General features: G+C 71.2%; 10 protein-coding genes. 9 read left to right on the top strand and 1 reads right to left on the bottom strand.

What is annotated here, in order from left to right; translation table 11 throughout:
* Window positions 1–7: 7 nt before the first annotated feature.
* Genes OG322_RS34790 through OG322_RS34775 form a run of 4 tightly spaced genes read left to right on the top strand, consistent with a single transcriptional unit; the run spans window position 8 to window position 5,367 of the window.
* Window positions 8–1,225, top strand: a complete 1,218-nt coding sequence (locus OG322_RS34790; protein ID WP_123467573.1) for a 3-deoxy-7-phosphoheptulonate synthase — start codon at window positions 8–10, stop codon at window positions 1,223–1,225.
* Window positions 1,222–3,204 carry an anthranilate synthase family protein gene (locus OG322_RS34785; RefSeq protein ID WP_329307423.1) on the top strand — a complete coding sequence of 661 codons (1,983 nt, stop codon included), beginning with the start codon at window positions 1,222–1,224 and terminating at the stop codon, window positions 3,202–3,204. Before OG322_RS34790 ends, OG322_RS34785 begins: the two co-directional genes overlap by 4 nt.
* A complete protein-coding gene (locus tag OG322_RS34780; protein ID WP_241200456.1) occupies window positions 3,191–3,787 on the top strand; it encodes a flavin reductase family protein in 597 nt (198 codons plus the stop codon). The genes OG322_RS34785 and OG322_RS34780 overlap by 14 nt, the downstream gene beginning before the upstream one ends.
* A gap of 5 nt (window positions 3,788–3,792) precedes the next feature.
* Entirely contained in the window at window positions 3,793–5,367 is a 1,575-nt protein-coding gene (locus tag OG322_RS34775; protein ID WP_206432486.1) for a 4-hydroxyphenylacetate 3-hydroxylase family protein, read from the top strand.
* Window positions 5,368–5,443: 76 nt separating this feature from the next.
* Here the strand turns inward: OG322_RS34775 and OG322_RS34770 are convergent, their stop codons facing one another.
* Complete coding sequence (locus OG322_RS34770; protein WP_329307422.1) at window positions 5,444–6,112, bottom strand: O-methyltransferase; 669 nt, start codon at window positions 6,110–6,112, stop codon at window positions 5,444–5,446.
* Window positions 6,113–6,368: 256 nt separating this feature from the next.
* Here OG322_RS34770 and OG322_RS34765 point away from each other — a divergent pair, with 256 nt between their 5' ends.
* The 5 genes from OG322_RS34765 to OG322_RS34745 are packed head-to-tail and all read left to right on the top strand — an operon-like array spanning window position 6,369 to window position 11,510.
* Window positions 6,369–6,872: a VOC family protein gene (locus OG322_RS34765; RefSeq protein ID WP_241200455.1), complete on the top strand. Its 504-nt coding sequence runs from the start codon at window positions 6,369–6,371 to the stop codon at window positions 6,870–6,872.
* Window positions 6,869–7,822: a hypothetical protein gene (locus OG322_RS34760; RefSeq protein WP_123467583.1), complete on the top strand. Its 954-nt coding sequence runs from the start codon at window positions 6,869–6,871 to the stop codon at window positions 7,820–7,822. The genes OG322_RS34765 and OG322_RS34760 overlap by 4 nt, the downstream gene beginning before the upstream one ends.
* A gap of 50 nt (window positions 7,823–7,872) precedes the next feature.
* On the top strand, window positions 7,873–8,808 hold the full coding sequence (locus OG322_RS34755) for an LLM class flavin-dependent oxidoreductase (RefSeq protein ID WP_266412739.1): 936 nt from the start codon (window positions 7,873–7,875) through the stop codon (window positions 8,806–8,808).
* A complete protein-coding gene (locus tag OG322_RS34750; RefSeq protein ID WP_123467587.1) occupies window positions 8,805–9,668 on the top strand; it encodes a PhzF family phenazine biosynthesis protein in 864 nt (287 codons plus the stop codon). Before OG322_RS34755 ends, OG322_RS34750 begins: the two co-directional genes overlap by 4 nt.
* A gap of 48 nt (window positions 9,669–9,716) precedes the next feature.
* Entirely contained in the window at window positions 9,717–11,510 is a 1,794-nt protein-coding gene (locus OG322_RS34745; protein ID WP_123467589.1) for a gamma-glutamyltransferase family protein, read from the top strand.
* Window positions 11,511–11,556 lie beyond the last annotated feature (46 nt).

Here is an 11,556-nt window from a genome sequence, read left to right as displayed (position 1 = left end):
CGACAGCATGTCTCGAAACCCCTTGCCGGGCGCCGAACACGATCCGTTGATCGCCTCGATGGTGGCCGGGCTGCCCGCCCGTCAACAGCCCCAGTGGCCCGACCCCTCCCTCCTCCCCCAGGTGCGCGAACGCCTGGCCGGTGAGCCGCCACTGGTCTCGTACGACAGCGTCAAGACCCTCGGCGCCCTGCTCGCCCGGGCCTCGGAAGGCGAGTTCTGCCTGCTCCAGGCCGGCGACTGCGTGGAGTTGACCACCGAGTGCGGACCTCGCGACATCGCCCGCAAGGTGGAGATGCTCGACGTGCTCGGGGACATCATGTGCACGAGTTCCGGGCTGCCCGTCCTGCGCGTCGGACGGATAGCCGGCCAGTTCTCGAAGCCCCGCTCCCAGGACTGGGAAACCGTGTGCGAGGACAGGCTCCCGGTGTTCCGGGGCCCGGTCGTCAACGCACCGGACCCGCAGCGGACGGCCCGCACCCCCGACCCCTCCCGCATCCTCGCGGGGATGAAGGCCGCCCGCCGCGCCGTCACCGCCATCGACCAGCTCGGGCGCGGCGAGGACGCGCCGCCGCAGGACCGGGTGTGGACCAGCCACGAGGCACTCCTGCTGGACTACGAACTGCCCCAGGTCCGGCGGCACGGGGAGGGCGGCAGCTACCTGGCTTCCGCGCACTGGCCCTGGATCGGCGAGCGCACCCGCCAGGCGGACAACGCGCACGTGCGGCTGATGGCCGAACTGGACAACCCGGTGGCGTGCAAGATCGGCCCGGAAGCCACGGTGGACGAGGTACTGGCCGTGTGCGCGGTGCTCGACCCGGACCGCACGCCCGGCAGGCTCACCCTCATCGCCCGGTTCGGCGCGGGGCAGGTCGCCCGGGTGGCGCCGCTGGTACGGGCGGTGAAGCAGGCCGGGCACCCCGTGCTGTGGATGTGCGACCCGATGCACGGGAACACCGTCAAGACGCCCGACGGACTCAAGACGCGCAAGCTCGACGCGATCATGTCCGAGATCCGGCAGTGCATAGATGTGGTGTCGGAGAACTCCGGGCGGTGCGCCGGGCTCCATCTGGAGGCGTCCCCCGACGACATCTCCGAGTGCGACGGAGCGGGCCGTTCCCCGGCGCCGGGCCCCGGCTACCGGAGCCTGTGCGACCCCCGGCTCAGCCTCGTCCAGGCCGTGGCCGCCGCGGCTCACTGGCGTCTTCCCGTGGGAGCGGCGGCATGAGCGCGGACCCCGGGCCCGCCGAACGGGTCTGGGCCCCCGACGCGCTGCTGCCGCCGCCGGGCCGGCCGTTCGCGGTGCTGCACCGGCCCGGGGCCGACCGCGCGGCGCCCGTCGAGATCCTGAGCGGTCCGGTCCGCCGCGCGGACGACCTCGACGCCCTGGGCCTGGACCACCCCGGCCCGGCGGCGGGGGAAGCGGGCGGGGCGGGCACCCTGGTGCTGACCCCCTACCGGCAGATCCGCGAGCGCGGCTTCGCGTACCCCGACGACCGCGAGCCACTGCTGGCCATGGAGGTGCGGGAGCACCGGCGGGTACCGCTGGACCGGCTGCTGGACTGCCTGCCGGACCGGGCGCCGCGGGTGGAGGACCCCCGCTACGACGTCGACGACGACGGGTACGCGGCCGCGGTGGACACCATCGTCGACCGCGAGATCCACGGCGGCGAGGGCTCCAACTTCGTGCTGGCCCGCAGTCTGCACGGCCGGATCCGCGACTTCGACCGGGCTGCCGCGCTCTCGGTGCTGCGCGGGCTGGTGACGGCGGAGACCGGCGCGTACTGGACGTTCCTGGTCTTCACCGGGGACCGGTACCTGATCGGCAGCACCCCGGAGCAGCAGGTGCGCGTCCGCGGTGACCAGGTGGACATGAACCCGATCAGCGGGACCTACCGGTACCCGCGAACGGGTGCGGATCTGCCGGGGCTGCTGCGTTTCCTGCGGGACCCCAAGGAGACCGACGAGCTCTACATGGTCGTGGACGAAGAGCTCAAGATGATGACGTCCCTGTGCGACCGGGACGTGCGGGTCAGCGGCCCGTCCCTGAAGTGGATGTCCCGGCTCGCGCACACCGAGTACTACCTTTCGGGCCGCTCGGAGCGCCCGCTCACCGAAATCCTGCGCACCACCATGCCGGCGCCGACCGTGACGGGCAGCCCGGTGGAGAACGCCTGCCGGGTGATCGAGCGGTACGAACCACAGGGACGCGGCTACTACAGCGGGGTCATCGCGCTGCTCGGCCACGAGAGCGGGCAGCGCCGGCTGGACGCCGCCATCATGCTGCGCACGGCGGACATCGGTACGGACGGCGCGATCCGGCTGACGGCGGGTTCCACGGTGGTGCGGGAATCGGTGCCCGCACATGAGACGGCGGAGACCACCGCCAAGCTGTCCGGCCTGCTCGACGCGCTGTCCGGCGGACGGACGGCGAAGGTTCCCGTCCGGGCCCCCGCCGCCGGGCTGGCCGACGTCCCTCCGGTGCACGGCGCGCTGGCCGCGCGCAACGACGGGCTGGCGGCCTTCTGGCTCGGCGGCACCGGTCCGGCAAAAGCCGTGGGCGCCGAGGTCACGATCGTCGACGCCGAGGACGGCTTCACCTCCATGCTCGCCTACCAGTTGCGGTCGCTGGGGTGCGCGGTGCGCCTGGTGCCGTGGTACCGCGCGGAGGAACCCGCCGGGTCCGGTGGCGCCTTCGGCGCCCGGGGCGTCGTCCTGCTCGGCCCGGGGCCCGGCGACCCCCGGGACTCCGCGAACGCGCGGGTGCTCGCCCTGCGGGCGGTGGCCGCCGAACGGCTCGCGGGCGGTCTGCCGCTCGCCGCGGTCTGCCTGGGGCATCAGGTGGTGTGCACCCTTCTGGGACTGCCCGTCGCCGGGCTGCCCGACCCGGCGCAGGGCAGACGGCTGCGGGTCCCGCTGTGGGGCCGGCCACGCATGGCCGGCTTCTACAACAGCTTCACCGCGCGCGCGGACGACGACTGGCTGCGTCCGCCCCTTTCCGACTCGGCCGTCCAGGTGCAGCGCCTCGGTGACGAGGTCATCGCCCTGCGCGGACCGGCCCTGGCCACCATCCAGTTCCACGCGGAGTCGTTCCTGACCGAGGACGGCCCCGGCATCCTGGCCGATCTGCTGACCGGTGCGCTGGCACCGGCCGGCGCGGACCGGGCGGCCGTCCACGAGAGCAGGGGGACCCATGAACATGCCTGACGGAGGTGTGCGTACCGCGCCCCGCCCGATCGACCCGCGCGCCCTGCGCAGTTGCATGGGCCAGTTCGCCACCGGGGTCACGGTGATCACCTGCCGGCGGGGTGACATCGTCCACGGCACGACGGTCAACGCATTCACCTCGGTGTCGCTGGACCCGCCCCTGGCCCTGGTGGCCCTGGACCGGCGCAGCCGTGCGGGTGTGCTGCTGCTGGAGGACGGCGGGTACGTCGTCAACATCCTCGACGAGACGCAGCGCGACCTCGCCATGCACTTCGCCGGCCGCCCGATGCCGGGCCCGGTGCCGTGGGTGGACGAGAGCGGACCGCATCCGCGGCTGGCCGGCACGGTGGCCCACCTCGTCTGCCGCCCCTGGCAGGTGCACGACGCAGGCGACCACACGCTGCACATCGGCAGCGTCGAGGAGTTCGAGAGCCGTCCGGGACGGCCGCTGCTGTTCCACCGCGGCGCCTTTCCGGAACTGGCACCGGACGATTCCGCCGGCGCCTGGTCGCTGTGCCTGGACGGCATGGACCCGGTGGAGCACTTCCACGCCCGCGACGAGACAGACGAGACAAGGGACTGACGCACATGACGCAGAGGGACGATGTGAGCGGCACGGCGGACTCCGGCGACCGGACGGACGCGGCACCGCGCCGCGTGACCCGGCCGATGACCGGTGACGAATATCTGGAGAGCATCCGGGACGGCCGGGAGGTCTGGGCGTACGGGGAGCGGGTCGACGACGTCACCAAGCACCCGGCGTTCCGCAACACGGCGCGGATGACGGCGCGCCTGTACGACGCCCTGCACGACCCGGAGCACCACGACACGCTGACCACGCCCACCGACACGGGCAGCGACGGCTTCACGCACAAGTTCTACCGGGTGCCGCGCAGTGTGGAGGACCTGGTCGGGGACCGGGACGCGATCGCCCGGTGGGCCCGGCTCACCTACGGCTGGATGGGGCGGAGCCCGGACTACAAGGCGAGCTTCCTGGTGACGCTGGGTGCGAACCCGGAGTACTACGGGGAGTTCGCCGACAACGCCCGGCGCTGGTACGCCGAGGCGCAGGAGCGGGTGCTGTTCTGGAACCACGCGGTGATCAATCCGCCGGTGGACCGCCACCGGGCGCCGGACGAGGTCGACGACGTGTTCGTGCACGTCGAGAAGGAGTGCGACGACGGTCTCGTGGTCAGTGGGGCGAAGGTGGTGGCCACGGGGTCGGCCCTGACCCACTTCAACTTCGTCGCGCACTACGGCCTGCCGGTGAAGAAGAAGGAGTTCGCCCTGGTGGCCACGCTGCCGATGGGAGCGCCGGGGGTGAAACTGATCTGCCGTCAGTCGTACGAGCTGGCCGCCAGCCGCATGGGCAGCCCGTTCGACTATCCGCTGTCGAGCCGGCTGGACGAGAACGACACCGTCTTCATCCTGGACAAGGTGAAGATCCCCTGGGAGAACGTCTTCATCTACGGGGACACGGCGAAGGCCGGCACCTTCCTGAACACGTCCGGGTTCACGCACCGGCTGACGTTCCACGGTGTCACCCGGCTCGCAGTCAAGCTGGACTTCCTGGCCGGTCTGCTGCTCAAGGGACTGGACGTGACCGGGACGAAGGATTTCCGGGGAATTCAGACGCGGGTCGGCGAGGTACTCGCCTGGCGCAACATGTTCTGGGGCCTCAGTGACGCGATGGCGCACAACCCGAATGCGTGGCACGACGGCGGGCTGCTCCCGAACCTGGACTACGGCATGGCGTACCGCTGGTTCATGACCATCGGATATCCGCGCGTGCGCGAGATCATTTTGCAGGATCTCAGCAGTGGTCTCATCTATCTGAACTCGCACGCCAAGGATTTCCAGAACCCCGAGCTGCGGCCGCATCTGGACCGGTACATGCGCGGTTCGAACGGATACGACTCGGTGGAGCGGGTCAAGCTGATGAAGCTGATCTGGGATTCGGTGGGCACGGAGTTCGCGGGGCGGCACGAACTGTACGAGCGCAACTACTCGGGCAACCACGAGAACGTGCGCATCGAGCTCCTGATGGCCCAGACGGCCTCCGGCCTGGTCGACGGCTACCGGGGTTTCGCGGAGGAGTGCATGGCGGAGTACGACCTGGACGGCTGGACCGCTCCCGACCTGATCGGACCCGACCAGGCATGAGTACCAGGGCGGACCGCCTTCGGGGGCGGCTTGCGGCCGGTGTCCGGTCCGCCGCCCCCGAAGGCCCTGCGGCGCGTCAGGACAGGATCAGCGCCAGGGTGAACCCGTCGTACCCCTTGCCTCCCACCGTCTGGATCGAGGTGGCGCTGACCCGGGGCTCGGCGGCCAGCATCTCGTGGAACCGCCGCATTCCCCGGACGCCTCCGTCCGGGTTGCCGGCTTCGCCGACCGCTCCGCCGAGCACGACGTTGTCGACGACGATCACTCCGCCCGGGCGGGAGAGTTCGAGCGCCCAGGTGAAGTACTCCGCGGTGTCGGGCTTGTTGGCGTCGATGAAGACCAGGTCGAACGGCGGGCCGCCGGCTTCCGCGAGGGTGGGCAGGATATCGAGCGCCCTGCCCACGTGCTGGTCGACGACGTCGGCGACGCCGGCCTGTTCCAGGTGGCCGGCGGCGGCCTCGGCGAACGTGCGCTCCCACTCGATGGTGACCAGCCGCCCGCCGGGGGGCAGCGCCCGGGCGAGCCAGATGGTGCTGTACCCGCCGAAGGTGCCTATCTCGAGAATGCGCTCGGCACCCTGGATACGGGCCAGCAGGTGCAGCAGTTTCCCCTGGGGCCGGGAGACCCCGATATCGGGGAGATCGAATGCGACGTGCGCCTGGGCGGCGGCCGCCAGTGCGGGGTCCTCGTTGCCGAGAACCGAATCGAAGTAGTCGTCCACTGAGCTCCACTGATTCTGTGTCATGACACCAGTATTCCCCGGAAAGGATGGTACCGGGCAAGCAATCAAGGAAATTTCACAAGAATTGACGACGCTTCACCGATGTCTGACCTGCTGCTTTGGGCTGCCCTGATAATTCTTCCCATAACATCCCGGCCACCACATCAGAAAAATCCAGGAATTCCCCTTCGTTACCTGACCGGATTTCTGGGCAATCGCTAGCCTGAATGAGAAAAAGAAGAAGATTCGATCTCTCTCGGAACGAAAGGAGCGCAGTACCTTGCCTCGAACCCAGACCGCGACAGAGCAACCGACGGGCCTCGACCTCGTACCGGAGCTTCACCACGTGGGGGTGCAGACGGGCGACCTCGACAACTCCGTCGCCTGGTACCAGGAGTTCTTCGGCTGCCGGCCGAACTGGACCCTTGACACCTTCTCCGAGCTCACTCTGAGCCGTCTGCCCGGCATCACCCGGCTGACCGAGCTGGCGGTGGCCGGGCTGCGCTTCCACCTCTTCGAACGCGCCGGGCACGACGACGCCGTCCCCGGCGGCAACACCCGCCAGTTCCAGCACATCTGCCTGTCCACCGGATCGGCCGAAGAGCTCCGAGCCTGGCGTGACCGCTGGTTCCACCTGTACGAGTCCGGCCGCTACACCTTCGCCGGCGAGGAACGGCCCACCGACATCGTCACCGACGCGGACGGCGTGCAGAGCTGCTACGTCCTGGACGTCAACGGGCTGGAACTCGAGTTCACCTACGTCCCGCCGGGAGGAGACCGATGAACAGGGGTGTCCACCGCACCGTGACCGAACTGCCCGTACCCGACGGCTGGGACTTCGGGGACTTCCCGTACGGCCTGGAACCGCTGACCCTGCCCGAACCGCCGACGTCCGAGGCCGGGCACGACATACCCGACGTGCTGCCGGCCGACGAGTCCCTCGTGGACCGGAGCACGGTCTGCCGGCGGACGGGTGCGCCCCTGTCCACGACCGACTTCTCCCACCAGCTCTTCTGGTTCCGCTGGATCACGGGGCACCAGGCCACCTTCGCCGTCTGGCAGCTGACCGCGCACGCCTTGTACCAGGCCCGCACCCGGACCGATCCCACCCCGTCCCTGCGCGTGATGACGGACCTCACCGACGCCTACACCTCGATGCTGCTCTACACCAGCTCGTGCCCGGCCGACGTCTACGGCACGGTCATCCGGCCCAGCATGTACCTCCAGCACCGAAGCTTCAGCGGCACCTGGGCCCCGGACTTCGTGCCCGTACGGGGACTGCTGAGGGGCAAGAAGACGGAGTGGGGCGGCACGCCCGAGGGCCAGGCGTTCAAGCACGCCGTCCAGATGTACCACACGGTGCACGCGGGGGTGGCGGCCAAGCTGGTGCCCGGTGGCCGGTCCCTGCTGCAGGAGTCCGCCACGGAGACCACGCCGACGCGCCCCGAGACGCAGGCGCTGCTCTACGACCACTACTTCCTGACCCTGCGGACGCCGGTCGGCGCGGTGGAGCTGGTCGACCAGTTACGGAGTCGGCTGCGCGCGATCTCGCTCGACGTCGCGACCAACGGGCTCTACCCGGGCCTCACGCCGGAGGAGGACGCGGCCTTCCCCGACGAACTGCGGAGCGCGGAGGTGCGGCGCTACGAGAGGGGCTTCCACGCGGCCCTGAGCCGGATCGACGTCGCGGCCCGGCAGCTCAAACCGAAGGTGCTGCACAGCACGGCACCCTGACCGGCCGTCGCCGCACGGAGACGCCCGACACGGAAGGGAGTGAGGAACGAATGCGTCACGGAGTGGTGATCCTGCCCGAACGGCGCTGGTCGCAGGCCCGCGAACAGTGGGTCCTGGCCGAGCACCTCGGCTTCGACCATGCCTGGACGTACGACCAGTTGATGTGGCGGTGGCTGCGTGACGAGCCCTGGTTCGCCTGCGTGCCCACACTGGCCGCCGCTGCCGCCGTCACCTCGCGGATCACGCTGGGCACGATGGTAGCCACCCCCACCTACCGCCATCCGGTGACGCTGGCGAAGGAACTGATGTCGCTGGAGGACATCGCCGGGGGCCGGTTCGTCTGCGGCCTGGGTGCCGGGGCGGGCGGCCTGGACGACCGGGTGGTGGACCCCACCGAACGCACCCCGCGGCAACGCGCCGACCGCTTCGCCGAGTTCGTCGAGGCGCTGGACCGGCTGCTCACCGGCCGGGTCTCCTCGTACGCGGGCACCCACTACGACTTCCGCGACGTACCCGTGAACCCGGGGTGCCTGACGCGCCCCAGGGCGCCGTTCGCCGTCGCCGCGACCGGGCCGCGCGGCATGCGGCTGGCGGCCCGGCAGGCGGACACCTGGGTCACCGCGGGACCACCGGGCCGCTTCGACGCCCTGCCCTACGAGAAGGCACTGCCCGACATCGCTCGCCAACTGGACCGCCTGGACACCGCCTGCGCCGCGGTCGGACGCGACCCGGCCACGCTGAACCGGCTCCTGCTGACCGGTGCCCTGGTCGGCGGAGTGCTCGACTCCGTCGAGTCCTACCGGGACGCGGTGGGCCGGTTCGGCGAGCTGGGCATCACCGACCTGGTCGTGCACTGGCCGCGCGCGTCCTTCCCGTACCAGGGCGATCCGCGCGTGCTGGAGGCCGTCGCGGAGGAGGTGCTTCTCCCTCGCCCGCAGACCACGGGCGCCACCGCACGGCAGAACACCGCAGGAGGCGGACGATGATCGGATACGAGATCGTCGACATGTTCACCGGCAACCCGTTCGACGGCTGTGCCCTCGGTGTCGTACCCGACGCGCAGGGGCTCTCGGAGGGGGACATGCTCGCCGTCGCCCGGGAGATCGCCCTGACCGAGACGGCGTTCGTCCTGCCGCCCGGCCTACCGGGATCCGCCTACCGGGTCCGGGTGATGACGCCGGCCGGGGAGTCGCCGTTCGGGGGCCACAGCGCGGTGGGCACGGCCAGTGTGCTGGTCCGTACCGGACGGCTGGCGCCCGGCGAGGCGGTGCAGGAGTGCGGCGGCCGGCAGCTCACCGTGACGGCCGGGGCCGACGGCTCCGCCCTGGCCGTCGAGGGTGCGCCGCTGCTGCGGCCCGAGTGGGATCCACGCCCGCTCCTGGCGGCGTGCGGCCTGTCCGGCTCCGACCTCTCCGCGACACCGCACCTGACCGGCTTCGGACCGGCCTTCCACTTCCTGCCGGTACGCGAGGAGGCGCTGGCCGGGGCAAGGGCCGACCTGACCGACTTGGTCTGGGAGGACTGCCCCGACGCGGTGCTCGTCGCGTACGACCACGAGAGCCGGACCGCCCGTGTCCGGGTGTTCGCACCCGGATACGGCATGCCCGAAGACCCGGCCTGCGCCTCCGCCGCCCTGGGGCTCGGCGCCTGGCTGGCCCGGGAGAAGGCGTTGCCCGGCACCGACGGCCACCACACCTACCGGGTCCTCCAGGGCGAGGGCCTGGGCCGGCCGGCCACCCTCTCGTGCACCGTGGACGTACGGGAGGGCCGGGCCACGGCCGCCACGGTCCACGGCCGGGTCACCGCCACCGCGTCCGGCCTGATGAACGCACCGAGACGGCCCTGACCGCCGGACTCGCCCGAGATCTCGTACGAAGAGAAAGGGACTTCCCACGTGCTCTTCCGACCGGAACTGCACGGCACCCGTGGTGCCGTGGCGTCCACTCACTGGCTGGCCTCCACCGCCGGCATGTCTATGTTCGATCGCGGCGGCAACGCCTTCGACGCCGCGGCCGCGGCCGCCTTCGTCATCCAGGTGGTGGAACCGCACCTCAACGGGCCGGGCGGTGACGTGCCCATCCTCGCCCACCGTTCCGGGTCCGGCCGGGTCGACGTCATCTGCGGTCAGGGACCGATGCCCGCAGCGGCGACCGTGGACGCCTTCACCGAGCGAGGCCTGGCCGTGGTCCCCGGTTCCGGACTGCTGCCGGCCGTCGTCCCGGGGGCCTTCGGCGCCTGGCTCCGGCTGCTGAAGGAGTACGGCACGCTTCCCCTGGAGGTCGTGCTGGAGCCCGCCATCGGGTACGCGGAACGGGGCTACCCCCTGCTGCCCAAGGCGGCGGCCATGATCGGCGCACTGTCGGAACTCTTCCGCGACACCTGGACTGAGTCGGGCCGCACGTACCTGAGGCGGGGCGTCGCCCCGCGGGCCGGGGAGCGGGTCACCAATCCCGTACTGGCCCGGACCTTCCGGCGTGTCGTCAGCGAGGCGCAGGCGTCGGGGCGGGACCGCGAAGGCCGGATAGACGCGGCGACGGAGGCGTTCCACACCGGCTTCGTGGCGGAGGCGATCGACACCTATCTGGCCAAGGCCGAGGAGATGGACTCCACCGGACGGCGCAACGGCGGATTACTGACCGGCGCGGACCTGGCCGCCTGGCGGCCGGGGCTGGAGCGGTCACTGAGCCTGGAGTACCGGGGCCATACGGTGCACAAGGCGGGCCCGTGGTCGCAGGGCCCGGTCTTCCTCCAGCAACTGGCACTGCTGGAGGGCTTCGACCTGGCCGGGATGGGGCCGGGCAGCGCCGCGTACGTGCACACGGTGGTCGAGGCCGCCAAGCTCGCGTTCGCCGACCGCGAGGCGTGGTACGGCGACCCGGCCCACGCTGACGTGCCGCTACGAGCCCTGCTGGACCCCGCGTACACCGCCGAACGGCGCGCGCTCATCGGGTCCGAGGCCTCCGTCGAGCTGCGGCCCGGCCGGCCCGACCGGCGCGAGCCCCTGCTCCCGCCGCTGCACGACGAGAGTGCCGCACCGGCGGACCCGGCCTGGCTGGGTGAGCTGGAGCAGGGCATTCCGGCCATCATGAAGCTGACCGCCGCCACCGGCGACACCTGCTGCGTCACCGCCACCGACGCCGCGGGCAACATGGTGGTGGCGACGCCCAGCGGCGGCTGGCTCAAGAGCTCTCCGGTGATACCGGGGCTGGGCTTCCCCCTCGGTACCCGCGGCCAGATGGCGACGCTGATGCCTGGTCACAGCAACACACTGGCGCCGGGGAAGCGCCCGCGGACCACGCTCAGCCCGACCATGGTCCTGCGGGACGGGCAGCCGTACCTGGCGTTCGGCACACCCGGCGGCGACCAGCAGGACCAGTGGACCCTGGGCTTCTTCCTCAACCACGTGGACCACGGCATGGGCCCGCAGGCGGCCGTCGAGGCGCGGACCTTCCACACCGACCACGTACCCACGTCGTTCGCCCCGCGCCGGTTCCGCCCCGGAACCGTGGTGCTGGAGAGCGGCTGGCCGGCTGAGGAGCTGGAGCTGCTGCGGCGGCGGGGCCACGAGGTGGAGCTGGCGCCCGACTACTCGCTGAGCAAGGTGTGCGCCACCGGCCTGACGGGCGACGGCCTGGTGCTCGGAGCGGCCAGCCCACGCGGCGCGCAGGCCTACGCGGTCGCCGGGTAGGAGGGGAGCACATGAAATGATTTCCACAGGGAAACCACCCGTCCAG

The sequence above is a fragment of the Streptomyces sp. NBC_01260 genome (assembly GCF_036226405.1).
Taxonomy (GTDB): Bacteria; Actinomycetota; Actinomycetes; order Streptomycetales; family Streptomycetaceae; genus Streptomyces; species Streptomyces laculatispora.
Note: the sequence above shows the minus strand (reverse complement) of the source record. Positions and strands in the feature narration are given on the sequence as shown.

Coding starts and splice junctions, on each gene's coding strand:
- OG322_RS34775 (WP_206432486.1), top strand. CDS start 3,793: ATGACGCAGAGGGACGATGTGAGCGGCACGGCGGACTCCGGCGACCGG.
- OG322_RS34750 (WP_123467587.1), top strand. CDS start 8,805: ATGATCGGATACGAGATCGTCGACATGTTCACCGGCAACCCGTTCGAC.
- OG322_RS34755 (WP_266412739.1), top strand. CDS start 7,873: ATGCGTCACGGAGTGGTGATCCTGCCCGAACGGCGCTGGTCGCAGGCC.
- OG322_RS34760 (WP_123467583.1), top strand. CDS start 6,869: ATGAACAGGGGTGTCCACCGCACCGTGACCGAACTGCCCGTACCCGAC.
- OG322_RS34780 (WP_241200456.1), top strand. CDS start 3,191: ATGAACATGCCTGACGGAGGTGTGCGTACCGCGCCCCGCCCGATCGAC.
- OG322_RS34790 (WP_123467573.1), top strand. CDS start 8: ATGTCTCGAAACCCCTTGCCGGGCGCCGAACACGATCCGTTGATCGCC.
- OG322_RS34770 (WP_329307422.1), bottom strand. CDS start 6,112: ATGACACAGAATCAGTGGAGCTCAGTGGACGACTACTTCGATTCGGTT.
- OG322_RS34785 (WP_329307423.1), top strand. CDS start 1,222: ATGAGCGCGGACCCCGGGCCCGCCGAACGGGTCTGGGCCCCCGACGCG.